The 26564-nt window shown below is 66.8% G+C and carries 13 protein-coding genes and 1 pseudogene; 2 read left to right on the forward strand and 12 right to left on the reverse strand.

From position 1 onward, the window contains the following. Nucleotides 1-17 precede the first annotated feature (17 nt). The 10 genes from IEY58_RS28365 to IEY58_RS28410 all read right to left on the reverse strand — a co-directional run bounded on the left by IEY58_RS28365 (nt 18) and on the right by IEY58_RS28410 (nt 11999). On the reverse strand, nt 18-2885 hold the full coding sequence (locus tag IEY58_RS28365) for a UPF0182 family membrane protein (protein ID WP_189051535.1): 2868 nt from the start codon (nt 2883-2885) through the stop codon (nt 18-20). Between the two features lie 570 nt (nt 2886-3455). Beyond that, nucleotides 3456-5141, reverse strand: a complete 1686-nt coding sequence (locus tag IEY58_RS28370) for an FAD-dependent oxidoreductase (protein ID WP_229744012.1) — start codon at nt 5139-5141, stop codon at nt 3456-3458. Further along, a complete protein-coding gene (locus IEY58_RS28375; RefSeq protein ID WP_189051536.1) occupies nt 5138-5908 on the reverse strand; it encodes an SDR family NAD(P)-dependent oxidoreductase in 771 nt (256 codons plus the stop codon). The genes IEY58_RS28370 and IEY58_RS28375 overlap by 4 nt, the downstream gene beginning before the upstream one ends. A gap of 10 nt (nt 5909-5918) precedes the next feature. Further along, nucleotides 5919-6650, reverse strand: a complete 732-nt coding sequence (locus IEY58_RS28380; RefSeq protein WP_189051537.1) for an SDR family NAD(P)-dependent oxidoreductase — start codon at nt 6648-6650, stop codon at nt 5919-5921. Nucleotides 6651-6660: 10 nt separating this feature from the next. After that, the gene (locus IEY58_RS28385) at nt 6661-7377 is read right to left on the reverse strand and encodes an ABC transporter ATP-binding protein (RefSeq protein ID WP_189051538.1); all 717 of its coding nucleotides are present in this window, start codon (nt 7375-7377) and stop codon (nt 6661-6663) included. Further along, nucleotides 7370-8131 (reverse strand): ABC transporter ATP-binding protein, encoded by a 762-nt coding sequence (locus IEY58_RS28390; RefSeq protein ID WP_189051539.1) that lies wholly within the window; start codon nt 8129-8131, stop codon nt 7370-7372. The genes IEY58_RS28385 and IEY58_RS28390 overlap by 8 nt, the downstream gene beginning before the upstream one ends. Beyond that, the gene (locus tag IEY58_RS28395) at nt 8128-9045 is read right to left on the reverse strand and encodes a branched-chain amino acid ABC transporter permease (RefSeq protein ID WP_189051540.1); all 918 of its coding nucleotides are present in this window, start codon (nt 9043-9045) and stop codon (nt 8128-8130) included. The genes IEY58_RS28390 and IEY58_RS28395 overlap by 4 nt, the downstream gene beginning before the upstream one ends. Beyond that, the gene (locus tag IEY58_RS28400) at nt 9042-9944 is read right to left on the reverse strand and encodes a branched-chain amino acid ABC transporter permease (protein WP_189051541.1); all 903 of its coding nucleotides are present in this window, start codon (nt 9942-9944) and stop codon (nt 9042-9044) included. The genes IEY58_RS28395 and IEY58_RS28400 overlap by 4 nt, the downstream gene beginning before the upstream one ends. A 31-nt stretch (nt 9945-9975) precedes the next feature. After that, complete coding sequence (locus IEY58_RS28405) at nt 9976-11187, reverse strand: ABC transporter substrate-binding protein (RefSeq protein ID WP_229744013.1); 1212 nt, start codon at nt 11185-11187, stop codon at nt 9976-9978. Nucleotides 11188-11249: 62 nt separating this feature from the next. Then, nucleotides 11250-11999: an SDR family NAD(P)-dependent oxidoreductase gene (locus IEY58_RS28410; protein WP_229744023.1), complete on the reverse strand. Its 750-nt coding sequence runs from the start codon at nt 11997-11999 to the stop codon at nt 11250-11252. Between the two features lie 143 nt (nt 12000-12142). Here IEY58_RS28410 and IEY58_RS28415 point away from each other — a divergent pair, with 143 nt between their 5' ends. Continuing rightward, complete coding sequence (locus tag IEY58_RS28415) at nt 12143-12841, forward strand: GntR family transcriptional regulator (RefSeq protein WP_189051543.1); 699 nt, start codon at nt 12143-12145, stop codon at nt 12839-12841. Next, nucleotides 12838-13443 carry a glutathione S-transferase gene (locus IEY58_RS28420; protein ID WP_189051544.1) on the forward strand — a complete coding sequence of 202 codons (606 nt, stop codon included), beginning with the start codon at nt 12838-12840 and terminating at the stop codon, nt 13441-13443. Before IEY58_RS28415 ends, IEY58_RS28420 begins: the two co-directional genes overlap by 4 nt. Here IEY58_RS28420 and IEY58_RS34835 read toward each other — a convergent pair. Further along, nucleotides 13364-13588: pseudogene (locus tag IEY58_RS34835) on the reverse strand (DUF4915 domain-containing protein); the annotation flags it as partial. The gene IEY58_RS28420 and the pseudogene IEY58_RS34835 overlap by 80 nt on opposite strands. Nucleotides 13589-13652: 64 nt before the next feature. Next, the gene (locus IEY58_RS28430; RefSeq protein ID WP_189051545.1) at nt 13653-26528 is read right to left on the reverse strand and encodes a filamentous haemagglutinin family protein; all 12876 of its coding nucleotides are present in this window, start codon (nt 26526-26528) and stop codon (nt 13653-13655) included. Nucleotides 26529-26564: the final 36 nt, after the last annotated feature.

Consider the following 26564-nt stretch of genomic DNA (forward strand, 5'->3'; position numbering starts at 1 on the left):
CGATGGGGGCGCCAGGGTCAGGGCTGCGGCCGCAGGCCGTCATCCGTCGCCGTTGGAGGCTGCGTTCGTTCCTTGCTCACGAGCGGCGCGGGCTGGCTCAGCGCCTCGAGGAGCGCGCGCAGCGCCTCCAGTTCCGCGCCGAAGCCGCTCCAGTCTCCGGCCTTCAGACGCTCGATGGCAAGGTCATAGTGGCGGAGCGCTGCGCGGGCACGATCGTCCCCCGGGCCTGCCGGCGACGGCCTGCCTGGTGTCATGGAGCCCGGCGTTATAGGCCCCCGCGTCATGGGGCTTGGCGTCATGGGGCCTGGCGTCATGGGGCCCGGCCTCACGGGGCTCAGCTCGCCAATGGCGGATTCCTTGAACAGGGACGCGAGGGCCGCCGACAGCGTCTCCTCCATGACCACGCGCTCGCCATAGGCCGCAATCACGCGCTTCAGCTCCGGCAATTGCCCGGTCTCCGCGCGCAGATAGAGGGGCGTGACATAGAGGACCGAGTTCGCGATGGGAATGACGAGAAGATTGCCGCGGATGACCCTCGACCCCGATTGATTCCACAGTGTGATCTGCTGGGAGATCTCCGTGTTCTGGTTGATGCGCGCCTCGATCTGGAACGGCCCGTAGACGAGCTTGTCCTTCGGAAACTCGTAGACGATCAGCTTGCCATAGTCTGGCGGGTCGCAGCGCGCGGCGAGCCACGCGATCATGTTCTGCCGCTGGTTCGGCACCATGGGCAGCATGAGGAAGAACTGGGCGCGGGCCTCCCCAGGCAGCCGCATGATGGCGTAATAGGGCGCCATCGTGGCGTGCTCGCTGATGTTGGGCTCGCGGGGAAATTGCCAGAGGTCTTCGCGGTTGTAGAAAACCTCCGGGGCATCCATGTGGTAGGCCCGGTACATCCGAGCCTGCATGAGGAAAAGATCCTCCGGATAGCGGATGTGCCTTTGCAGATCCGGCGGCATCGCCTCCAACGGCTTGAACAGGCCGGGGAAGATGCGCCGGTACGTCGCGACGATCGGGTCCGAGGGATCCGCCACGTAAAACGCCACGCTGCCATTATAGGCATCGATGACGACCTTGACCGAGTTGCGGATATAGTTCGCCGTCTCCTCCGGCGCCGGCCGGGCGTAGGGGAACCAGTCGCTCGTCGTGTAGGTGTCCTGGATCCAGAAGAGCCGCCCGCCGCTCACCACCACATAGGGATCGCGGTCCAGCCGGAGGAACGGCGCGATCACGCGCACCCTATCCTGGATATTGCGCCGGAACAGGATCCGGCTCTCGTCGGTGACATAGTTGCTGAGCAGGATGTTGGTATCGCCGAAATACCACGCGAACAGAGTCCTTCGGGCGGCGCCTGCGAGGGTGATCCCGTCGCTGCCGTCATAGGTCGTGTAGGCGTTGTCGACGCCCTTCGGATAGTCGAACTCCGGCGTGCTCGCCTTGACGATCACGTAGGAGTCGCTGGCCTGGCCGAAATAGATACGCGGCTGCCGGATGGCGGGCCCGAGCGAGGCGACCGGCGGGATGTCCTTCAGATATAAGGTCGGCAGCCCCTCGGCCGATTTCTGGGTGACCGGCGACATGACCACGCCGATGCCGTGGGTGAACAGCAGGTGCAGGTTGACCCAGGTGTGGGCATTGGGCGGCAGGAGCGCCGGTTCGAGCTCGCGCGCCGACAGCATCACCTGCTGATACGAGCCGCCGATCTCGTAGCGATCGACCTCCATGTCGCGGAATTTGTAATAGGTCCGGATTTCCTGCAGCTGGGCATAGGTATCCACCAGCGGCTGCCAGTCCCACAGCCGGATATTGTCGATCGTTGCGCCATTGTCCTGGATCGACTGGTACGAGAGGCCCAGTTCCGCCGGGAATGGCTTCACCGCGATCTGGCGTAAATTGTAGGCTTCTTGGGTGAGGGCGATGTTCTGCCCGATATACGGCGCCTCGAGCTGCAGTTCGTTCGGCTTCACGTAGATGCGTTGGAACAGCGCGGGGCAGACGAGCGACAGCACGAATGAACTGCCGAAGACCAGGACCACCGCCGTCAGCGGAAGCCTGAACGTGCGTCTGCGTAAGTTCGCCCATGAGAGGAGTGCTGCGACGGAGGCCACCGCGACGAGCGCCCAGAGAACGGGCAGGCCGACATGGATGTCGGTGTAGCCCGCCCCCACGACCACGCCATTGTCGCCGTAGAGCAGCAAGAACCGGTCGAGGACGTACGACCAGGCCTTCACCACGAAGAACAGGCCCAGCAACACGGAACCGTGGGCGATCGCGGCCGGCGAGATCCAGCGGCTTTGCGCGGCAATAACGACGTCGCCATGGGCCCAATAGACAAGGCCGGCGACAAGGGTGCTCGCGAAGAGCGTTATCAGCATCCAGTTCCTGAGCGCCACATAGGCGGGCAGCGAAAAGAGATAGAAGCCGATGTCCGTGTTGAAGAGGGGATCGCTCTGGCCGTAGGGCGCCTGCGCGATGAACCGCAGGGCCAGGTCCCAGTTGCCGGTCTCGCCGGCGGCGATGAACGCGCCGGGAATGACCGCGGCGGCGGCAATGAGAAACCGCCAGGCAAAGCGAGGGTCCGCGCGCCTGAACAGGCCGGGCAACAGCGGAACGGCCGCGGACCCCACGCCGAAGGCCGGGGGGAGCGGGGCCGGCCGCCGGGCGAAGCGCAAGGCGAGGACGCCGGACGCCCAAAGGGAGAGACCCGATCCGAGGAAGGTCGCGGCGCCGAGGGCAGCCTTGGCTTTGAAGACCGTCCAAAAGACATCGGGATAGCCGATCGAAGAAAACCAGATCCAATCGACCAGGAAGTCGCCCACCCGTCCCAATGTGACCAGGCACACCAGGATGACGATACTTGCCACTGCAAGGGGTCTGCGCCGCATGCCCGGCCTCCGTCCCTTCCTCGCCCTCCTCGCGGCCCAGCGGCCGGAGCCCGGTCCGAATGCCCAGCCGGTCGGCAATCTCCCCGCGGTCATTCGGCATTCCGGGATGGAGGGTCGAAGCCCTTGTCCGGCAGTGATTTTGCTCCTTCGGAGGGCCGGTAGCCATACGTCCTTGCCGGCGCCCGCCGAACATCCCCCCGCGCCGGTTCGGACGACGCGCCATGGACACCTCGTCGCCGCTGGAATTGTGACCTGCCCAGGCCGCGCCCGGACGGTGTGCGGCAGGGCAGCCATCGGATGGTCTTGGGGTGATTTGCACCTGCGGGGTTAAGTGCTTGATTTTTCTGAGGCGCGCTTTGGGGCCAAAACAGAAAAACCCCTGAAAGCGGATTTCTTTCAAGGGCTTGATATGGCTACGGGGCCCCGCAGCCAACGATTCTTGCGGCCGGTCGAGCAGGAAGTGCCGAGGGCAGTTGCATGAGGCGGAACGGCCGATGCCGACTTCCACTCAAGACCATTCTCCGCTCCGTGCTACCGAGAAAATCCCGCCGGTAGCCGTAGGCCGGATATCTATCCCCGCGCCAGTTCCATCCCTGCGACGTGACCGAACGTCAGCGCTGGACCAAGCGTGATCCCGGGCCCTGGATAAGTGCCGCCCATGACCGAGTTCATGTCGTTACCGGCCGCATAGAGCCCCGGGATCGGCTTGCCGGCCGGATCGAGGACGCGTCCCTTGCCGTCGGTGACCAATCCGCCCGCGGTGCCGATGTCGCCTGGATAGACACGCACCGCATAGAACGGTGCCGTGACGATCGGGCCGAGGCAGGGATTGTGGTCCGTTAAGGTCGGGTCGCCGAGGTACCGGTTGTAAGCGGTGCTGCCCTTGGCGAATTCGCTATCGACGCCCTTCGCCGCCGCTTGGTTGAAGCCGGCGACCGAGGCATTGAGGGTGCTGGGGTCGACCCCGATCCTCTGGGCCATCCCCTCGATCGTGGGGGCCTCGATCACATATCCAGCCGCCCGCATCTGCCTGAGGCCGCGCCGCCCGGGCTTGACGAGGCCGAGGCCCCATTTGCCGAGGAAGTCCGCATCGCAGATCAGGAAAGAGGGGATCGAGGGCACTTGCTTGTGGCTCTCGATCATTGCCAGGCAGAACTCGTGATAGGAGGTGGATTCATTGACGAAGCGCCGCCCGGCGCCGTTCACGGCCATCAGGCCGGGCTTGGCGCGATCCCAGATCAGATGCGGGAACTTCACCTCCGTGCCGTCGGGCCGTTTCAAGATCGAAATCGGGCTGTAGAACACGTTTGACGCGTTCTCACTGCGCACCTTGGCGCCCGCCATTTCGCCGAGCCGCAGCCCATCGCCGCTATTGCCCGCCGGCGCCATCGACCACATGCCGGCCTCGATCGGCAGAAAGGCTCGCCGACGCTCGGGATCGGACGGGAAGCCGCCGGCCGCGAGCACGACGCCCTTGCGAACGGCGACTTGCTGCTCCCTCCCGTCGCGCGCCACGACGGCGCCCACGACCTTGCCATCCGTCACGATCAGCCGCTTGGCCGGCGCGTTGAGCCAGTAGGGAACGCCGCGGTCGAGCATCGACTTGAACAGCCTGCCGGCCAGCGCATTGCCCAGCACGAGACGGGTCCCGCGCTTGTGGCCCAGCCGGTCGAGCGCGTAGCGGATCAAAAGCTTCATGCCGTGCTTGAACGACGCCAGGTTCCTGGTGATGGCGAGCAGATGCCGGACGTCATAGAGATTGACCATCATGCCGCCCAAGACCGTGAAACCGGGCAGCGGCTCGCGCAGCTCGGCAAAATGCTTGCCCAGCAGTCGACCGTCGAATTCCACCGGATCGACACCGCGCCCGCCGAGCTTTGCCCCCTCCGCATCAGGGTAGTAGTCGGGCGAATACACCCGGCCGCTCACCTCGAGCTCAGTGTGGCGCTCAAGATAGGCGAGTGCCGCCGGCCCCTGTTCCAGGAAGGCGAGCTTCATCTCGTCGGACGACCAGTTGCCGACGATGCGGTCGAGATAGGTCTTGGCCTCGGCGAGGCTGTCCGGATGGCCGCTTGCGTCGGTCTTGTCGTTGTTCGGGATCCAGATGCCGCCGCCCGAGATCGCCGTCGAGCCGCCGATCCGGTCGGTCTTCTCGACCAGCAGCACGCTCAATCCCTCGATCGAGGCGGTCAGTGCCGCCGCCATGCCGGCAGCGCCGGAGCCGACCACCAGGACGTCGACGGCGGTCTCGCTCACAGTGCCGCACCCCGCCGGGAATAGTTCGTGACGCTCCAGCCGCCGTCGACCGCCAGCACATGGCCGTTGATGTAGGAGGCTTGGTCGGAGCAGAGGAAGAACGCGGCATTGGCGACGTCCTCGGGCCGGCCGAGCCGCGGGAACGGGATGGGATCGATGTTGAGCGCGTTGAAGCGCTGGTCCGTGTCGATCCGGGCGCGGGTAAGCGGCGTCTCGATCACGCCCGGCGCGATGGCGTTGACGCGCACGCCGTTCGGGCCGCAATCGGCCGCCATCTGGATGGTGAGCCCGACGACGCCGGCCTTGGTGGCGGCATAGGGTGCGACGTTCGGATGGCCGAACAGGCCGAAGACCGAGGCCATGTTGACGATGGCGCCGATGCCGGGCTTGAGATGCGGCAGTGCCGCACGGGAAAATCGGAAGACCGCGCGCAGGTTGATGTCCGAGTAGCGATCCCAATCCTCATCCGTCGTATCGGCCGCGGACTTCGCCGCACCGATGCCGGCGTTGTTGATGAGGAAATCGAGCCCGCCGAAGCGCCTCACCGCCTCGGCGACGGCGGCATCGGGCGCTTCCTTGCCCCGTACATCGGCGACGAAGCCGGCGATCTTCGCATCGGCGCCCGCCAGCGCCGCCGTCTCGTCCAGCCCAGCCTGGTTCTGGTCGACGGCCAGCACCGCGACGCCCTCGCGGACGAAGCGCAACGTGATGGCGCGGCCGATGCCGGAACCGGCACCGGTAACGAGGGCAGTTCTCTGTTCACTCATCGCTCTGTCCTCACGCTGCCGTGCCACCCAGCGACTTGCCGCCGTCGACGAAGATCACCTGTCCGGTGATGAAGTCGGTGCGCGGCGAGACCAGGAACGAGACCGCGTTGGCGATATCCTCCGGCCGCCCCGCCTTGCCCGTCGGCTGCAGGGCGAGCTGCGCCGCCATGCGCTCCGGCGTCAGAGCCCGCAGGATCGGCGTGTCGATCAGGCCGGGAGCGACGGCATTGACCAGAATGCCGCGGCCGATCACCTCCATCGCGAGCGCGCGGGTGAAGCTGACGACCGCGCCCTTGGACGCGACATAGTCGATCTGGTTGCGCGCACCCAGATAGGCGCGCGAGGCGATGTTGACGATCTTGCCGCCCGCCGCCATGCGCGCGAGTGCCGCGCGGGCGATCAGGAACGGCGCGATGAGATTGACCTCGTAGGTGCGCCGGAATTGCTCGACCGTGGTCTCGGCAAACGGCCGGTCGGCGAAGATGCCGGCGTTGTTCACCAGGGCGGCAAGCGGTGGAAGCGAGCCGATCAGTGCCGCCACCGCCTGCTCATCGGTGATGTCGACCGCATGGGCGCTCGCCTCATGCCCTGCGGCCTTGAGTTCGGCGACGCGGCTCGCGGCCAGCTCCGCATTGATGTCGACGATGGCAACCTCGAAACCGTCCGACGCCAGTCGGTTCGAGATCGCCCAGCCGATGCCGGACGCACCACCGGTGACGAGAGCGAGGGGCTTGGCGCTCATGCTTGTCTCCTCACATGCCGAGATAGGCCGACGCGACGGCGTCGTTCGCGGAGAGATCGTCGGGCGTGCCGTGCGCAGCCACCTCGCCGTTCTCCAGGATGTAGGCGTATTGCGCGACCTCGAGCGCGATCGCCGCGTTCTGCTCGACGATCAGCAGGGTCAGCTCTTCCTCGCGATGCAGCCGCACGATGGTCTCGAACACCTGCTGCACCAGGAGCGGCGACAGGCCGAGCGAGGGTTCGTCGAGCAGCAGCAGGCGCGGCCGGGCCATCAGCGCGCGGGCGATCAGCAGCATCTGCTGCTCGCCGCCCGACAGCGTGCCCGCCATCTGACGATAGCGCTGCTTCAGGATCGGGAAATAGCCGCACATCACCTCGATGTCGCGCGCGATGCCGTCCGCCTCGTTGCGCTGATGCGCGCCAAGCAGCAGGTTCTCCTGCACACTCATCTGATGGAACACCTCGCGCCCTTCGGGCACCTGAGAGATGCCGAGCGAAACGACGCGCTCCGACGCCAGGCCATCGATGCGTTTGCCGTCGAAGCGGATCTCTCCCTTCCGGGCGGCGACAAGACCGCAGATCGTATTGAGCACGGTCGTCTTGCCGGCACCGTTGGCGCCGAGCAGCGCCGTGATGCCGCCGGCCGCGACCGAGAGCGACACTTCGGAAAGCGCCTCGATCCGGCCATAGCCGGCCGAGACATTGGCGAAGGACAGGAGCTCAGCCATGGGCATGCTCCCGCGTACCGAGATAGGCCTCAATCACCTTCGGATTGGCGCGGATTTCGGCCGGCGTGCCCTCGGCGATCTTCTGGCCGAAGGAGAGCACGGTGATATGGTTGCTCACCGCCATCACCAGCTGCATCACATGCTCGACCAGCAGGATGGTCAGCCCTTTCGCCGCCAGGTCCGTCAGCATGCGGTCGAGCCGCGCGATCTCACGGGCGCGCAAGCCCGCCGCCGGTTCGTCCAGCAGCAGCAGACGCGGCGAGCCGGCGAGCGCACGGGCGACCTCGAGCATCTTCTGGCGGCCGAAATCGAGGGAATTGGCCCGGGCGTGCCTGAGATCGGCGAGCCCGGTCTGCTCGATCAGAGCCTCGGCACGCTCGCGCGCCGGGCGGGAGAAAGGCGAGAGCCGGGCGAGCCACGAGGTGTCGTGCGCCGCATGCGCGCCCAGCATCACGTTCTCGAGCACGGTCAGCTCGTTGAACAGCTCCAGGTTCTGGAAGCTGCGCGCCACGCCGCGCCCGGCCATCGCATGCGCCGGCAGCTCGGTAATGTCCTCTCCGGCGAGGAAGATGCGGCCTTCCGACGGGCGGTAGAGGCGCGAGATGCAGTTGAACACCGTCGACTTGCCGGCGCCGTTCGGGCCGATCAGCGCATGGATCGTGCCTTCCTCGACGGTGAGCGACAGGCCGCTCACCGCGACCAGCCCGCCGAAGCGCTTGACCAGGCCGTCGAGCCGCAGCATCGGCGCGCTCATCGCGCCCCCCGTAGGGCTGCGAACATGCCGCGCGGCGCGAACATCATGAAGCCCATCAGGATCGCGCCATAGATCATCTCCTGATAGGACGGCAGCTGGCGCAGCAGCTCGTTCAACAGGCCGAACACGACGGCACCGCCCACCACGCCCCAGACCGAGCCGATGCCGCCCACGACCACTACGGTCAGCACCAGGACGGTGGTGGAGAAGCCCAGCGAATCCGGGTGGATGAAGGTCGAGAAGGTGGTGAACATCCCGCCCGCCGCACCGGCGAGCAGGGCGGACAGCGTGAAGGCGGCGAGCTTCATCAGCTTGACGTTCACGCCAACCGCGGCCGCGGCGATCTCGCTCTCGCGCACGGCCCTGAGCGCCCGGCCGAAGCCCGAATGATGCAGCACCAGCGTCGCGGCGAGGAACAGCACCGCGAGAACCGCGACCAGGGGGAACGCCTCCCGGTCGGACATGATCGCGAAACCGAACAGCTTCGTCGGCGGGATGTTGTAGCCGTTGGGGCCGCCGGTGACCGCTTCCCAATTGAGGAACACCCACTGCATCGCCTCGCCGAACGCGAAGGTCGAGAGTGCCAGATAGATGTCGCGCATCCGCAAGGCCAGGAGGCCGATCACCAGCCCGCAGACGGCGGCGGCGAGGCCGCCGACGCCGAGCGCAAGGATGAATGGCCAGTGCGCGGTGGTGGCGATCGCCGTCGCGTAGATGCCGATGCCGTAGAAGGCGGAGTGCGCGAGGGAGAACTGGCCGCTTTCGCCGATCACGACATGGAGCCCGAGCGACAGTACCAGGGTGACCAGCAGCAGATTGACCAGATAGACGATATAGCCGGTCGCCGAGGCCTCCAGCACGACCGCGCCGGCCACGACGGCAGCGACGCCGAGAACCGCGAGCAGGCGCTTCATACCTTCCTCACCCGGACAGCGCCGCCGAACAGGCCCTGCGGCTTCAGGATCAGCACCAGCATGATCACCACGAACGGGGTGACGACGATGGCGCGCGAGGAGACGAACAGGCCCACGAGATTCTCGGCGATGCCGATGATGAAGCCCCCGACCACGGCACCCGGCAGCGACGTGAAGCCGCCGACGATCGCAGCCGCGAAGGCCAGGGTCGCGACATGCCCCATCTCGACCGTCAGCAGCAGTTTGGGCGCGATCAACAGGGCCGCGATGGCCGAGATCCCGCCGGAGCAGGCCCAGACCTGCATCTGCACGCGCGTGAGGCTGATGCCGACGAGTGCCGCCGCGCGGCGGTTCATGCCCACCGCCCGCATCGCCCGGCCGGTCTTCGTAAAGGTGAACATCCAGAAGAACAGCGCCATGACGACGAGCGAGGTCACGAAGATGACGATGTCGAGGTAGGAGAGCGAGGCGTCGCCGATCGTGAGCGCTCCGTCGGGCACGACCGACGGGAACGACCGCGGCGCGTCGCCGAAGCCGGAGAAGCGCACCATGCCCTTGAGGAAGTAGGACAAGCCCAGCGTCGCGATCACCAGGTTGACCGACACGCCGCGGACCGAGGCCACCCGCGCCAGTACCAGCCGCTGAAAGACCGCGGCACCACCGCAGACGATCAGGATGGTGAGCGGAATGGCGAGCAAGATCGGGGCCGCGAACACCACGATCAGGAAGAAGGCCAGATACGAAGCCGCCATATAGATCTCGCCCTGGGCGAAATTGGCGACGTCGGTCGTGCGGTAGACGATCACGATGGCGAGTGCCAGCAGGGCGTAGACCGCCCCGCTCACGAGGCCGGAGGCGACACCCTGCTGCACGAACAGCCAGACGACTTCCAGATCCATCACAGTCGGCCCGAACGGCAGGGCGTCATGCTCAGTCCGCCTTGTACGTCCAGCGCGAGGCGAAGACACCCGGCACTTCGGTCAGGTTCTCGCCGTCATACTTGAAGTAGATCGACGCCTTCTGGGCCGCATGCTCGGTATGGGTGAAGACGATCGGACCGGCCATGACCGAGCTGAAGTTGAGATGCTCGACCGCATCGATGAACTTCGCCCGCGTGACGTCGCGCCCGGCGGCCTGCAGCGCCTTCACCACGACCTCCGCCGGCGGGATGCCGTAGGGCATGTAGACCTGCGGATGACCGGGCTGCGCGGCCAGGTCCGGATAGGCCTTCTTGTACATGTCATAGACCCAGCCGAGCTTTTCGGAGCCAGGCTTCGCCATCAGCAGTTCCTGGATATAGACGTTCTTGAACGCGTCCTTGGAGCCGACGTTGTCGACCATCTGCTTCAAGTTCGCGATGGCGTTCACTGCCACGATGATCGGCTTGTCGAAGTGCAGTTCCTGCGCCTTCTTCAGGATCAGCTGCGCCGGGCCGGCATAGGTCGTGAGGATGAGGGCGTCGACATTCGCCGCCTTCATCTTCAGCACGGGCGCCGTGACGTCGGTGATCTTCGGATCGACCGATTCGACAAGAAATGTCGCTCCGTTCTCCTTGGCCTGCGGGCCGGCGGCCTCGAGGTTCCACGCGCCATAGGCATCGTCGTGATTGATGTAGCCGAGCTTCTTGGCGCCGAGATACTTGGACGCAAACTCGACGGTCGAGCCACCGACGGCACGCTGCGAGATCGAGAGCGCGCCGAAGATGTTGGGCTGGGGCGGATAGAGCGCGCCGTCACCGGATGCATTCAGCATCACCCAAGGCACGCCCGAGCGCACGACATAGTCCTTCGCCGCAACCACCGGCGCGGAGCAGGAGCCGCCGTTGAGGATGAACACCTGATCCTGCTCGACGAGCTTCTTGACTGCGGCGACCAGATCATTGGGCGAGCACCGGTCGTCTTCCTCCACGACCTCGATCTTGCGACCGTTGATGCCACCTTCGGCATTGATCTTGTCGTAGTACATCTTGGCCGCGTTCATCACGTCCTGGCCGTAGGCCTGGGAAGGACCGGACATCGGGCCGAACAGGCCGATCTTGATGGTGGTGTCCGTGAGGCCCGGCTCGGCGGCGACCGCCGTGCCCACCACGCCGAGCATGGCCGTGCCGGCCAGGCATCCCAACAGCTTAACCGCTCTCAGCATTGCTTCCCCCTGACGTCGTTTCTTGGTTTGTTGCGCGTCTTGGTTCGCTTGCGCGGGCCGGATCACTGCATCCGGTAGCCGCCGTTCACATCCATCGTGGTTCCGGTGACGTAGGACGCCGCCTCCGACGCGAGGAAGGCGACCGCGTCGGCCACCTCCCGCGGCGTGCCGATGCGTCCGAGCGGCACGGAGGCGGGACTGGCCGGGGTCTGGCCGGCGCCACCGGCGGCGAGGCGGAGCATCTCGGTATTGATGATGCCGGGCGCCACGGCGTTCGCGGTGATGCCGAGCGGCGCCGCCTCGCGGGCGATCGCCTTGGTCAGGCCCAGCACTGCCGCCTTGGCTGCGATATAGGCGGCCGATGCGTTGTAGCCGCCCAGCTGGGCCGCACAGGACGAGAAGGTGACGATGCGTCCGTGCGGCACGGCCTTTTCCGCCCGCCTGCGCAGGAAGGCTCGGGCACAGAGAAACGGGCCGGTCGTATTGACCGCCAGCATCTCCTGCCAATTGTCGAGGTTGGTCTCGGTGATCAGCGGGCGGCGCCCGTCCTGCAGCAACAGCTTGCCGGCGGCGCAGATGAGGACCGCGACCGGTCCAAGCTCCGCTTCCACCCGGTCGAACCCGGCCTCGACAGCGCGCTCGTCGGAGACGTCCACGCCGAGGCCAAGGTGGCCCTCGCCCGGCAGAGCCGCTGCCGTGGCAGCGGCATTCGCTACATCGATATCCGCCACGGCGACACGGCAGCCGGCATCAGCCAACACCCGGGCGATCTCCGCGCCGATGCCTCGCCCGCCGCCCGTGACCAAAGCCACCCGCTTCAAGCCGGTCCCTCCCCAAGCCATGCCTTGACGCTTGCCGTCTGCGTCTGATTGAGCCGAGCATGTACACATGATCTCGCATCGTCAATCTGATTCAGGCTTTATCGGGCCAATTTTTCGATATATGTATCCATGATATGCGAACACGATCCCAGGACATCACCGACCTTCTGCGGCAGCAGCTGCTCTCGGGCGCGTATCCGCCGGGCGAGCGCCTGGAAGAAATTCCGCTCGCCGCGGCCCTTGGCGTGTCGCGCACCCCGGTCCGCGCGGCACTGACCCTGCTGGCGCAGGAGGGGCTGATCGACTACCAGCCGAAGCGCGGCTACCAGGTGCATGGCTTCTCGCCGGAAGAGATTTTCGCCGCCTATGAGGTGCGGGCCGCGATCGAGGGGTTGGCCTGCCGGCTCGCCGCCGAACGCGGCATCGACACGGCTGCGGTCGACCGGTTGGAGTCCTGCGTCGCCGAGGGCGACCGGATCCTGGCCAGCGGCCGGCTCGACCCGGCCGATCTCCAGCCCTATCAGGCCATGAACGTCGCCTTCCACGACACGATCATCGCGCTGTCCGGCAACCCCTGGATCGATCGCTTCGTCGAGCGGACGCACGCGATCCCGCTCGTCTCCGACCGGATCATCCTCTGGCACGACTACGCGGTGATCTTGCGGTCGCACGACGATCACCACCGCATCCTCGCCGCCCTCAAGCACCGTCAGGCGGCGCGGGCGGAGCAGTTGATGCGGGAGCACGTGACGTTCGCCGGCGAGTTCCTGCGCGAGAACTTTCACCGCCTTTCCCATCAGGCCAAGACATCCGTCATCGAGGAAGCCCCATGAAGATCTTCTTCTCCCCGGCATCGCCGTTCGTGCGCAAGGTAATGGTCGTCGCCCACGAGCACGGCATCGCCGACCGTATCGAAAAGCTGCCCTCGGCCGTCTGGCCGACGAAGCGGGACATGACGGTCGTGGCCAAGAACCCGCTCGGCAAGGTTCCGACCGCGCTGCGGGACGATGGCGGCGCCCTCTACGACTCACGCGTGGTTTGCGAATATCTGGATGCCGGTCAGGGCGGCACCCTGTTCGGCAGCGGCGAGAATCGGTGGCGGAATCTCGTCGACCAGTCGATCGGCGACGGCATTCTCGATGCGGCACTGCTGATCCGCTACGAGACGCTCGCCCGTCCGGCCGAGCTCAAATGCGCCGAGTGGGAAGCCGGCCAGTACGACAAGATCCTTTCCTCGCTCGACCTGCTCGAAAGTCGCACGGGAGAATTCGCCGACCGCGTCGACATCGGCACGATCACCATCGGCTGTGCCCTCGGCTATCTCGATTTTCGCTTCGGCGACCTCGACTGGCGCGCTAGCCATCCCGGCCTTGCCGCGTGGTACGCCGGCTTCTCAGCTCGCCCGTCGATGAAGGCGACCGTGCCGGCCGGCTGAACGAGCTGTTCGAACCATTGGTGAGGCGCCAGCCGCCGGGCTCGTTGGTTTGGCCAAGCGCCGTAGCATGGCGCAGCTTGCCGTCGTGGAACGCCATGCCGTTCAGGTGGCAGCGGTCGTCACCGGGGAAGTCGGTGACGACCGGTGGCTGCCATTCGAATGGGCGGACGCCGCGGCTGCGTCGATTTCTCCGGGCATCGCCGTCAGCGTCATTTCATGCCAGCCTGCGCCCGCTTCTCGGCGACGAGCCCATCCATCTCTTCGTCCGTCAGCGCTCCAACGCCAATGACCTGATAAGGACTCTTCTGGTTGTAGCCCTGCCTCTCCGGCTTCTTCCGCCATCCATCGTTCTGCTGTTCCTTCACCGGCGTACCGTCACCACCGCCATAGCCGATGACCTCGACGGTGATGATAGACGGCAGATCCTGGACGGGTGCGCGGTTGCGCGACTGGCTGGCGGCCTGCGCTGCCTCGGTGGCGGCGCCGGCCACGTTCGAGGCCACGGTCAAGGCGCCGATGTTGGGCGCCGCCGCCATCGGAATGCCGGTGGTGATGCCTTGGACCTGGATGTTGAAGGCGTTCGCCACGAAAAGGGCGGCGATGTTGAGGTTGCCCGAGGCGCGGATGCCCGCCGCCCCGGCATCGACCGTGCCGCGCGGCGCGATCAGGTTGGCATCCCCCACCGGCACGCCCGGCAAGCTCTGCAGCGTCGCGATGCCGGCGCCTGACACCACGCCCTTGATATCGGCCGCGCAGATCCAATCGATGTCGCAGGCGTAGTGCGGCGGCGGGGCCGACACCGAGGTCTTGGCGCCCTTGCCGGCATCAAGATTGCCGTTGGAGCTCCACATGAGGATGTTGCCGCCCTGCTCGGTCATGACGCGGCTCTGCGCCACCAGCACGTCGGTGTCCGTGAAGGCGAAGATGCTCCCCTTCTCAAGGGTCAGGATGCCTTCGCTGGCCGGATCGACAGCCGGCGCCGCGACCGAGCTGCCCACCAGGATGCGGCCGCCCGGCCCCAGGATCGAGATGCTCCCGCCCTGCTGGGTCTGCGCGGTCGAGCCGCGCATGTCGAACGCGCCGGTCTGGATCAGTTGATTGGCGCCATTGCTGCCGCCACTCAGAGCGTTCTCGGTATAGCCGAGCGAAGCGGGGAACAGCGTGTTGATGGCCTCGTAGCCGCGCGCATATTGCTTATAGGCGCCGCTCTTCGGGTTGTTGTAATCGAGCCCGGTCTCGTTCACCACATCGAGGAACAGCTGTTCGGCGATCAAATGCTGCCACTCTTGCGGCATCTCGTTGAAGATCGACCAAGCCTGATCTGGGGTGAGGTTGGCCACCGGCGTCCCGACCGACATCTCGTAGCGCTTGACGAGGTCGACCAGCAGCGCGGGCTCGTCGGCGATGACCGACACCCCCTGCGCCGGATTCACGTACCGGGCCGCGAAGCTCGCATAGTCGGCGCCCGGCCTGACGCCATACAGAATGTTCACCGAGGCGCCGCCCAAAGGCAGGTTGGGATTGCCGAACTGCATCCGGTGCAGTTCGGCGGCGCTTAGGGCGAATCCGGTAAGGGGTCCGTAGGGTGCCGCCGAGGGGTCCACCGAATTGCCGATCGTGCGGATCCCCGTCTCGATCGCACCCCGGACGCGTTGCGACTGAAAGTTGAGGTTGCGGCCTGCCTCCACGTCCAGGACCCCCGGTCCCGCGAGCTCGATGGCAGCAGGCTGCGTATTACCCAGGATGTTGTAGCGGATGTCCTCGCCGGCGCTCAGGCTGGTGACGTCGGCGGCGCCGAAATTCTCGCCGTAGAACGGCAAGTCGAGAATATTCTGCCCGGCATAGATTTGCGCTGGCGCGTTCGGGATCAGGCTGATCTGCCCTACGGTACCGCCGACATTGACGCTGGAGCCGGCCAGCCGCGGTATGTTCCCGGGCAGTGCTTCGCCGTCGACGAGGCTGCCGTTGAGCGAATAGATCAGCACCGATGCCGTCGCATCCGCCTGGACCAGGGATGGATCCCGGTACTGGGACGGGGTCAGTTGCGACACATCGATCAGCGTCGGGTTGGCCCCCGTCGGCAAAACGCCCGTGCCCACCTTATAGTCGAGCTTGCCCAGCGATGTGCCGGAGACGTTGCCCGCGAAGCCGACGTCCGGAAAGCCCGACTTGGCGCTATCCGGCCCCTCGAGCGACAGGACCGGGATCGCCAGATTGATCGATCCGTCCGCCACGATACTGAGGGAGCCGGTTTTCGACGGGTAGAGCCCGCCGCCGTGCTGAATGTCAATGCTGCCGTCCAACGCCGCCAGGCTGACCGAGGCCGGCAGCAGCAGGCTGGTGGCGGCAGCCCCCGGGTCCAACTGCTGCGAGCTGGACGCGCCGATGGTCTGCCCGATGTCGAACAGGGCGGACTGCACGAGCAGCGAATTGAAGGCCAGGTCGCCGCCCGTGGATTGGATCGATACCCCGCTATTCGGGCTGAGGCTGGTGACGTAGGGCATCAGGCTGGTCGCCGGAGCGCCGGGCGCGCCGACCTCGCCCACCGGCGTCTGGCCGCCGAAGTTCATCAGGTAGGTCGGATTGTAGACGCCGCCGATATCGGCGGACTGGCGCGCCTCCACATCGATGGCACCGTACTGGACGGCAAGCAGGGTCGGCACGGGGTAGGCGAGTACGCTTTCATAGGTGAAATCCGAGGCGATCGTGCCGCCGGCGCGGATGCGGCCTGCGCCCTGCCCGACATAGAAATCGCCGCTGTAAATGCTGCCGCCGGCGATGACCGACAGATTGCCGCCCCCGGTGACATGCTGGCCACGTGCCCCGTCGAGCCACGAGGTGGTCGGGGTGGAAACCGCGAGGTCGCGGATATCGCCACCGGCCCTCACCGCCACGTCACCGCCGACGCTCATGATGCCCTGATCGAAGCTGCCGAAATTCACATACCAGGGCACATTGGGGGCGTTCGGGGCGGTCAGCAGCCACGGGCCCCAGAACTGGCCGACGAACGCCCCGGGGTTGCTGGTCAGGCCGGATGCCGCCGTCATGCCGGAGGTCCCCCCGGCGACGCCGCGCGCCAGGGTGTCGTGCACGTTCTCCACGCCGATGATATCGCCGCCGACGGCCAGGGTGATGTTGCCGGCGTTGGCCGGGTTGACCTCGGGGGTCAGGATCGTACTGATGCCAGTCCCGGTGGCCTGACCCGTGGAGTTGTTCCAGGCGCCGCCTCCCAGGGCGACGCTCGCGGTACCGGGCGCGGCAGAAGACGGCGTCGGGGCGCCGGCGGTGTAGACGACGCCGGGCGCCAGCGTATCGAGCAGGCTGAAATCGCCCGCCGCGGCGATGTCGATCGAGCCCAAGCCGGTCCGCACGACCGTTGGCACGACGAGTTGGGCGTCGGTCTGGTTCAAGTTGTGCACGGCGAGGTGGCCGTCGATGGAGACATTGCCCGACCCGGCGTCGTTGACGGCGAGCGGGTCGGCGCTGGCGGTCGCCGCGCCGGCGACCAGCCGATAGGACGCGCTCTGCCCACCCACGAGCGCGGCGAACTGGACCGGCAGCGGATCGGCCACCGTCCCCATGTTGGACGGCGCATTGGCGCTGACCGGCGCAGGCGAGGGCGCCGCCGCCACTGCCGGATCCGGGAGCGGCGCGATCGGCGCGTAGGGATAGACCATGCTGCCGCTCGGGTCCGTGACCCTGAAGGTATAATTGAGATAGGATCGCCAGGCGCTGAGGTAGCTCACGTACTGGGCCGGATCGCTCGGCGGTACCGGCGGCGCCGGCGTCGCGGTGTTGCTCCCGTCGATGGGAAACGCGGAAGTGTCCCGATAGTAACTCGAATAGGCACTCAGGTAAGCGGCATAGGTGCTGAAGCTTCCCGGCAACGGCGCGGCCGAGAACGTCCGTTGTTCCCAATGGGTGAACGCGCTCAGGAAGGACACGTAGTCGGGGAAGGCGCTCGGCGTCGGCGCCTGGCTCGCTGGCGGCTCCATCAGCATGGCGAAGCTGAAATTGAAGTTGATAGCGTTGTACCAAGCCTCCCATCGCCTGTCGTAGGTGGTGTAGTTGGTGTAATAGGCCTGTGACTGATTGTTCAGCGGCGCGCCCAAGGCGTCGTTCGCATCGAACGGCTGGGCCGAAATGAAATCGCCGTTGTCGAAAGAGACCAACTCCGGTGGGAATTGCGTCAGGTCGGTCTGGTAGAGCGCCACGCTCTTTTGATAAGCGCGCGTCGCCAGATCGGGGGGAAGAGTGACCGATGTCGTCTGGAAGAAGGCGTCGGTGATCGAGGCCTTGATGTCGATATCCCCTGCGGCGCGCAGCGCGACGACGGGCGCGATGCTGCCTTGGTACCGATAGGCGAGCGTCAGGCTGCCGTCCGGGTTCATCACTCCGGCGCCGAGGTTCCAGTTGGTCAGGATGGTGATATTGCCGTTGTTCACCGTGGGATCCGGGTTGACCAAGTCGATCTCCGGGCGTGCGGTGAAGTTGGCGATGCCGGAGAAGGCGTTGCCGAGCTGCAGGCCCGGATGCTGCACGAAATCCGGCAGGCTGCCCGCTTGTGGATGGGCGGGATCGAAGCTCTGGCTGTTCGGATCGTAGCCGCCGTAGAACACGGCGTGCGCGGCGTTGTAGCTGGTCGGCGTGAAGTAATCGTTGGTCAGGTAGTAGCTCAGCGGATTCGTCGTGCCGTCCGTGTTGGTCAGCGTTGCGCCGTCCCAGGCGGCGACGGTGGCGCCGGTAATATCCTTGAACGCGCCGGCCAGGAGGGCGCCGCGGCTGTCGTACCAGCCGGCCGGATCAACATAGGCGTCGAAGTGCTTCGCCGGGTCGGTGCTCTGGTCGGCCGTGCTCCACACCGCATAAGCGTCGAGGAACACATTGCCGGCCTTGACCTGAGCGGCCGAGGCCACGGCCACGTTGACATTGATCCCCTGGGCGTTGGGCGCGTCCAGCAGCGGCGCGCGCAAGGTCACCGTGCCACCGGAGGCATCGATGACCGCTGCGGCGCCGATGACGATCGTGCCGGAGGCGGACGGATCGACATTCTCGTAGCCGAAGGTCGGGTTCAGCGAGGTCGTGCTGCCGGTCCCGCCGACGCCGATATTGATCAGGCCGCCCGGTTTCTGGCTGTTGGGCGAGCCGGTGGCCCGCAATGCGCCCTCGATGTCGACGCCCTTGACGCCATAGAGGTCGATCTCGCCGGACGAGACGTCGCTGCCGTTGGCCGTGATCCCGCCGGTCACGGTCACGGCCCCGCCGTCGGCCGTCAGGTTGACATGCGCGGCGTTCAGCGTCCGGCTCAGGGCCAGGTCCCCCTGCCCGCTCCGGATGGCGATTTCGCCGGTCACCCCGGCCTTGGTTAGGGCCCGCGCCAGATCGTCGAGCACGACCGCACCGCCGGTCTTCAAATCGAAGAAGCTGCCGGTGTAGGACGGGGCCGTAGCGCCAAGCAGCGTCCCACCGAATGCAACCGGCGTGCTTGCCGCCGCGTCGATGGTCAGGCTGCCGCCATTGCCGCCCCCGACGGCACCGGCGAAATCGACGGTGCTGCCGGATTGGAGAGCGACCGCCCCCTGCTTGGCCACCAGCGCGATCATGCCGCCGCTGGCGTATTCGATACTGTCCCCGAACCGCTTGGCGATGCCGTGGGTGATCAGGCTGCCGGTGCCGGTCAGTGTTACGTCACCGGTGGCGGCGACCAGACCGATATTGCCGGCCACGGCTTCGACGGGTGCTGCGACGGTGACGGATCCGCCTTTGAGCGTGATCGCCCCGCCGAGCGCATCTGAGGTCATGGCGCTGCCTGACACCGGAATCACGGACAGAGCGCCGGTGGTGGTCAGCACCTGGCTGGAAGCGTTGTCGGCGACCAGCACGGGCGTCCCCAACGCCACGTCCAGGGCGCCGAAATCCATGCTGCCCGAGCCCCGGCCGATAATGCCCTGCCTGGCCGTCAAGGCGAGGCTGCCGAACCCCGAGAGCGACTTGGCGCCATTGCCGAAGACGACCTCGCCCGCATCGATCGTGAGCGCGCCCGAGCCCGCGCCCGAGCCGGCGGTTTGCCGGGCATTCGTCTCGTTGTCGAGCACCAGCGTCGCGACCGAGAGCGTCACGCGGCCGCCGTCGCTCGACAAGCCGCCGCCGCCGAGCGTCAGGCTGCCACCGGACATCTGGATGTCGACGTCGCCCTGGAAGGCAGTGGCGCCGTAGCTCTGCAGCGTGAGGCTGGTCGCTCTCTCCAGCTGGGCCAGCATGCTCGCGTCAATCACCATGCCGCCCGCGGGCGCCGCGCCCGAACCCGCGCCCGAACCCGCGCCCGAACCCACGAAGGTGATGCTGGAGCTGGTCGAAGAGATATTGTTGCCGGACAGCAGGGCGCCCGCCTGTACCGTGGCGTCGCCGGTGGTGGCGAGCGCGAGCACATTGCCGCCGTCCAGCCGCGCCGCGGACTGGATCACGGCGCCCGTGCCGCTGGCTGGACCCGATAGCGAAGGCAGAACGATGGTGAAAGGAAGGGTGTCGGCACCGAGATTGTCCTGCAGGGCGATCCCGCCCGGGCTGATCTGGGCCGCGGTCGGCAACTGAATCCTGTCCGGGCTGCCGTTGGAGACCTGGACCAGCGAGCCGAGTGCCGCATCCAGCGTCTGGTAGTAGCTCTCGATGATCGTCCTGGTGGTCGAGCTGCTCGAGGCGACAGCGCTGGTCGGCAGCACCGGCAATGCATCGAGCGGTTTGCCGAGGATCAGGGTTTCGCCGCCCACTTTGCCCGAACCGCTGGCCCGGACGACGCTGCCAGACCGGATCACCACCTGGCCGGTGCCGGCCACCGGCGTCAGAATGCTCGCGACGTCGCCCTCATTGTCGAGCGGGATGGTGCTCGCCTGGAATTGCGGCGCCGCGACCAGCAGGATCTCAGGGCCCGCCAGCGGGTGGTCCGCGTCATTGGCGACAATGACCCCATTGGCGGTCGGCGTGATCACCGTGCCCGCCGTCGTCGCCTGCCGCGTGCCACCGATCAGCAGGCTGTCCGCACCGAGATCGTCGAGCGCCTGTGCGCTGACCGCCAGATAGCCGGCCTCGTGCGTATCCTCGGCGCCGACGATCTCGAGGAATTGGGAGCTGATATCGACCTGGCCGCCGAAGCCACCCTTGGCCGCCGTGCCGATGAACCTGCCATCGACCGTCAGGCTGCTGGTCGCCGCCAGGACCAGCCTGCCGGCGTCAACGGGCACGTAAGGCGTCGCGAAATTGTTCTGTGCCGCATACTGCGGAAAGAAGGTGTTGGCGCTGGTGAGCGCGTATTGCGAGTAGCGTTGCCAGGTGGATGCCGGCTGCACCTGGAATTGCTGGGTGACCGAGGGCCGGGTGCCGGTGATGGTGTCGGTCAGGTAGCCTGACATGACCATCGTGCCGTCGAGCAGGGTCTGGGTCGCGCTGACCAGGGGGTTGGTCACGCCGGAGTTCTCCACCACGCGATAGGCGCCCGGCAGGGTCGCGTATTTCGCCGGAAGCAGCGTATAGACGCCCGCGGGCAAACCGTTTCCCCCGGCCAGATAGACGGCTTGGCCGGCAGCGAGACCGGCCTGCGACAAGGTCGCGTCATAGGGCGCGCCCCCGCCCGAATAGCCGGGCAGGATCGCATAAATCTGCCGCGCGTTGGGGAACAGCGGCACCTGGGTTCCGGTCTTCGAATTCTGATAGGAGGTGTTGTACTGCGAGAGGACGTCGCGCGACCCGCCGGTGCCGGGGATCCATTCCTGGGCCTGCAGGTCCCCGCCGCCGCTGACATCAACCAGGGATCCGGACTGGTAGGCGATGGACGCGCCGTTCACCGTGACGACGCCCTGGGGTGCGGCGGTCAGCGGGTTGGAATAGGCGATTGGGATCGACGGATCGGGCGCCCGCCAACCGGGATTGTTCGCCGTGGGATCGTAGGTCCAGGTGGTTTGATCGACAGTCGTGCCGAACGGGATGATCGCCCCTCTGGCGGAAACCGACGTGATGCTGCCGCTGGCGAGGGTAACGGACTGAGTCGCCACCGCCGGAACGAACACGAGGGGGATGTGGCCGATGCCCAGCAGGTCGGCGATCACGTTCGTCCCTCCGGCCGTGCCCAGTTGGATGAAACCGAACGGTGCCTGGATCTGCCCTTGCTGCACGATGCTGGCCGCCGAAAGCACCAGCTCGCCACCGGCCGAGAGCGGCGCGGCGGTGGAGGGGCCGCCATTCGCCGGGTAGCCGATCGCGATTGCGCCGTCGCTGGCCGTGGATTGGATGACGAAGGCGGTGTCGGTCGCCGGATAGATATTCGCCGCCCTCAGGGCAAGGTTGCCCGCGGTCAGGAAGTAGCCGACCAGCTGGGTCGTGCTTTGGGGAATGACCTGGCTCGGCAGGAGGCGGATATCGCCCGTGCTGTTGAAGGTCACCTGGGCGATATTGCCGAAGGCGGCGAAGGCCGACAGATCGATGTTGCCGGCGTTGAGCGTCAGGGCGGCATCCGCGGCGAGCGGGGCATTCAGCGACGGCAGGCCGCCGCCCGGGCTTAAGCTGGTCCCGTTGATGGCGATGTAGGGCGCCGTGACGGTCAAGGCGGCCGGCACGCCGCTGGCATCCTTGGTGGTCCGGTTCAACCCTCCGGGCAGGACGAGGCCGCCCGCCATCCAGCTGTAGTTCCCCTGGTTTGCGGCGGCGACGAGGCCCGTATTGATGACCACCGACTTGTTCAAGGTCAGGGCGACCTGGCCGGTGTAGCCCACGGCGCTGGCACCGAAGACGGTGGTCAGGACCAGGTTGTCGAACCCCGAGCCGTCCAGGGCGTCGGCCCCGAACAAGAGATTGCCGAGAGGGACTGCGGGATCGACCTGGCGGTCGCCGTTGGAGGTGGGCCGGACGGACGGTTCGAAGGTGGCGAAGCTGAAGGCCGCACCGGCGTCCTTCAAGGCCTGGGCTGTATCCTCGACCAGGATCAGATTGGAGCCTATGGCATTCTCCAGCAGGTCGCTGGTGATCGAGAGGGTACCGCCGACGGCCCGTGCTGCGCCGCCCCGGCCGGTCAGCGTTCCCTCGACGACCAGACCCGACGCCGCCTTGATGGCGATCTGGCCGGCGTCACTCCACTGGGCTTCGCGCGTGAGCACAACCCGAGTGCCGCCGAGCGCGCCGGCCGGTGCCAGCTGCGTCACGTCGAAGGCACCCGATGCTCCCGAGACGTTCAGCGTCGCGCCCGGTGCGATCAGGATCGGCGAATCGTCGTCGCTGAGGTTGATGGTGCCCCCGGCCAGCACCTTGCCGGTCACCGGCTGGACGAACCCGCCCGCGGTGCGAACCATCGTGGCGAAGGGATCGATCACCGGGACGCCGGATACGTCGAGTGCGCTGCCGGGGCCAAGATAGAGCGGCGCCACGGGCGAGGCGGCGCCCGCAGCCGCGCTCATCGCGAGCGAGATGGTCCCGCCCGGCGCCCGGATCGTGCCTTCGACGATCGTTCCGACATAGGAAGACAGCGCGATATCGGCGCCAGGGTCGCCCAGGATCTGCGCGCCGGCTCCTACCGAGACCGTGTCGTTGCCGGACAGCACCTGAGGCCCGTGAGCGGCTTCCTGGCCCGCGACGACCGTTAGGTTCGTCGGGCTCAGCATCGTCCCGGCGAGATATCCGGCAACGGAATAGGCGGCCGGATCGGCGCCGTTCGAAGCCGCAGCGATCGCCACCGGGTCGGGCAAGAGATTGCGATGCGTCAGATGGATGATCGCGCCGTCCGGGATCACGGCCTGGGTGCTGGCGTTGAGGTTGAAGCTGGCGAAGCCGCGGTCGCCCCAGGCGGCGGGATCGAAATAGAAGCTGTCGGCCGGGGAGGCGGACAAATTGCCGCCGACCTGCACGGCGTTCTGATTGATCGTCAGCGTTCCGCCGCCGTTCATGCCGAGCGCATCGATGATGACGCCGTCCTCGATGACGAGCCGGCCCTGACCAGCGGCGGGGGCGGCTCCGTTCTGCACGGCCGCCAAAGCGGCATTGGAGGCTTGCAGCGTCAGGCTGCCGCCGCTGCCCACCGGCGCGCCATTGGTGCCCACCAGCAGCGTCCCATTGCGCAGCACATGCCCGCCGCCTTCGAGGTCGAGGACGCTGCCGCTGGCGAGCGTGATGTTGCCGCTGGTGTCGATGAAACCGGCGGTGGGAACCCGGCCCGTGACAGGGTCGAGATTCGTGCCGCTGGACGCCGTCAACGAGATGGAGCCGGCATCGACCGGCAGGGCCGGCGCCGGCTGGTCCGGCGGCAGGAGGGATTCGTTGATGAAGTAGCCGCTGACGTCGAGCACTGCGCCCGAGCCGATCAGCAGGTCGCTGCGCGGGCCGTCGGTGCCGGGACTAGGCCTGGCGGCGACGGTGATCGCCCCGCCTCGCGCAGTCAGCGCGCCGCCGATGGTCGCCGTGGCGCCGGTCAAGGTGATGGAGCCGCGCGGCTGGACGCTCAAGGCGGCGCCGACATCCTCCACGATCGGCTGATACCGCAGCACGCCAGTCTGGGCGTTGACGCCGCCCGCGCTCAGCGCAATGTTGGCGAAGCCCGCCTCGCTCAACATGCCGCCGTCGAGGCGGTTGGCTTCGCCATAGGTGCTGCCCGACGTCGCCAGCAGCGGCGAGGTCATGGAGAAGCCGGACGGCAGGAACAGGGCGGATAGCGTATCCGTACCCGCCGCGGCCACATCGACGATCTCGATCGGCAGGACGCTCGAGAAGGCGAACGTGCCGCCGGTCGGCAGGGTGCTGGTTGCGACCTGCCGGCTGCCGGCAACGGTCTTGGCCAGCAAGGTCGCCCCGACCACGGCCGCGCCGCTGCCAGCCACCGTCGGCCCGTTGAAGACCCCGTCATTGGCATCGAGGATGACGCTCAGGCTCCCGGCATTGCCGCCCTGGACATAATCCGGCTCGTAACGGCTGCCGCTGATCAGGGGAGAGGCGTACGTCTCCATCACGCCCCAGCGCGAATGGTTCTGGGTGAACCGTCCCGCGAACCCGACATAGGAAATGTCAGGGTTGGCGCTGCCGATATCGTAGATATGGCCGTCCGCGCCCAGCAGCCGCGTCGTCTGGATCATGCCGCCGGCATAGTGGAGGTAGCCACCCATCAGGTTGATGGTCGAACCGGACGCCGTATCGACTTCGTTCGCGCTCAAGCTGACAGCGCCGCCATTGACGAGCAGCTGGCCGATTGAATTTTGCACCAGGCTGGCATAGCTCGCGAGATTGGCGAGCGGTGTGCCGACCCAGCTTTCCCCAGTCTCAGCGTTGGTGCCGGTGAGGCGCGTGTCGACCGTCACCGTGGCGCCGTGGAGGAAACCGTTCTGCTGCAGCGGGTCGTCGGCCAGCTCGTTGCCGGCGAGCTTGACGGTCAGGAGGTTGGCCGAGACCGACAGCTGGACGTCGGCCATGCCGGAAACGTCGATGGTCGCCCCGCTCTCCAGCAGGATGCGCCCCGAGCCCGGAACTGCCGGGACGCTCGCGCGCGGGTCCTTGAGGACGACGGTGCTGGCGCCGATCCGTTGCCCGGGCGCGTAGAGCAAGGTTCCGCTTCGGAAATCGACAGCCTGGCCGATGACGTCGATGATCCCGTAACCCTGGGTCGGCAGCGGCGTCGTAACGCCGACTCCGGCACCGGGGGCACTCTTCCAGGGCGCCAGCGAGGTTGCATCGCTCGGCAGCGTCACGCCGTTGGCGTCGGGCAGAATGGTGGTAACCGCTTGCGGCCCGAACGACACCGAACCGGTGTAGAAGGTCGCATCCGCCTGGTCGGCGGGGTTCTTGCTGCCGGGATTGACCCCGACCTCGTACTGGCTCGTCAGGATGATGGAGCCTGGTTGCGCCACGCTGGTGGTCGCCGCCGCCACACCGTTCTGCTGGATCGAGCCGCCGAGCAGGGTGATGTTGCCGCGCGGCGTATAGATCAGCCCGTTGTTGACGAGCGCGCCGACCGGGGTCACGTCATTGCCGCTTCCATCGACCAGCTTGCCGTAGTTGGCGAAGCGGAGATTGGTCGTCGCGTTGTCGTTGCTCCCCTGGGTTATGTTGCCGGACACCGGATTGAAGCTGGAGGCATTGTAGTCGTAGGAAACGCCGATGCCGGCAACCAGCGCCACCTGGCCGGACGGCGCGGCGATGCTGCCGCTGTTGGTGACGTCGGGTGCGGCGATCAGCGCCAGACCTTGGGCGCCCAGCTTGATCGAGGCTCCGGATGCAATGGTGACGTCCCCGGCACCCGGCCGATCAGTGGTGAGCAGGATCGAGTTGGTGGCCAGGTTCGTTGGATTGAGATCGCCGATGCCGCCGGTGAGGAAGCGGTTGTTGCTGGTTGCGAGGTCATTGCTGAACAGGTTCAGCGACGAGGCGATCAGCGCTTGGACGTTCACCTGGCTCGACCCGCCAAAGATGATGCCGTTGCGGTTGATGAGATAGACCGAGCCCTCGGCCTTGATCGAGCCCAGGATCTGGCTCGGCACGCCGGAGGCATCCTGGATGCGGTTCAAGGCGATCCAGTTGTTGCTGCCGTTCGACTGCGTGCCGCCGGTCTGGTCGAAATGCACGGTCGTGCTCTTCGACACGTTGAAGCTCTGCCAGGTCAGGATTGCCTTCTGCGCCTGCTGCTGGATCGTGACCGTCGTCTGCCCGCCGCTCGTCGCTTGCGTCGGCAGGTTGGCGCCCTGCCACACGGCGGCGTCACCCGCGTTGGGGGCGACCTGCAGCCCGCCCGGGGCCAGACCGTCGGGGATCGTGCCCGACGCCCGGAGCGCCAGGTTGCGGGCGGCACTCTCAGCCACCTGCATCGCCTGCAGCGCTTGCGTCGCCCGCGCCAGCGAGTTGCGCGCCTGCTGCGTCGCGGCCGCCGCCTGCTGGGCGGACGTGATCGCCGAGGCGGCTGCCGACGCCACCGCCGAGCTCGCCGACCCTGCCCCGCTCTGCGCCAGGATGTTGCCCGCTTCAGCCGGTGTCGCGGTGGCGAACAAGGTCAGTGCGCTGACGCTGGTGAGGAGTGCTGCCTGGAAGGTACGGCGGGACCGGAACGCATTGGGACGAACGGGCATGAGCGGGCTCTCGGCAAGGGACATCGTGACGACGGA

Source organism: Aliidongia dinghuensis (assembly GCF_014643535.1).
Classification (GTDB): Bacteria; Pseudomonadota; Alphaproteobacteria; order ATCC43930; family CGMCC-115725; genus Aliidongia; species Aliidongia dinghuensis.

Excerpts from the sequence above, each read along its gene's own strand:
- IEY58_RS28365 (WP_189051535.1), bottom strand. The coding sequence starts at position 2,885 with ATGCGGCGCAGACCCCTTGCAGTGGCAAGTATCGTCATCCTGGTGTGC.
- IEY58_RS28375 (WP_189051536.1), bottom strand. The coding sequence starts at position 5,908 with ATGAGTGAACAGAGAACTGCCCTCGTTACCGGTGCCGGTTCCGGCATC.
- IEY58_RS28380 (WP_189051537.1), bottom strand. The coding sequence starts at position 6,650 with ATGAGCGCCAAGCCCCTCGCTCTCGTCACCGGTGGTGCGTCCGGCATC.
- IEY58_RS28385 (WP_189051538.1), bottom strand. The coding sequence starts at position 7,377 with ATGGCTGAGCTCCTGTCCTTCGCCAATGTCTCGGCCGGCTATGGCCGG.
- IEY58_RS28390 (WP_189051539.1), bottom strand. The coding sequence starts at position 8,131 with ATGAGCGCGCCGATGCTGCGGCTCGACGGCCTGGTCAAGCGCTTCGGC.
- IEY58_RS28395 (WP_189051540.1), bottom strand. The coding sequence starts at position 9,045 with ATGAAGCGCCTGCTCGCGGTTCTCGGCGTCGCTGCCGTCGTGGCCGGC.
- IEY58_RS28400 (WP_189051541.1), bottom strand. The coding sequence starts at position 9,944 with ATGGATCTGGAAGTCGTCTGGCTGTTCGTGCAGCAGGGTGTCGCCTCC.
- IEY58_RS28405 (WP_229744013.1), bottom strand. The coding sequence starts at position 11,187 with ATGCTGAGAGCGGTTAAGCTGTTGGGATGCCTGGCCGGCACGGCCATG.
- IEY58_RS28415 (WP_189051543.1), top strand. The coding sequence starts at position 12,143 with ATGCGAACACGATCCCAGGACATCACCGACCTTCTGCGGCAGCAGCTG.
- IEY58_RS28420 (WP_189051544.1), top strand. The coding sequence starts at position 12,838 with ATGAAGATCTTCTTCTCCCCGGCATCGCCGTTCGTGCGCAAGGTAATG.
- IEY58_RS28430 (WP_189051545.1), bottom strand. The coding sequence starts at position 26,528 with ATGCCCGTTCGTCCCAATGCGTTCCGGTCCCGCCGTACCTTCCAGGCA.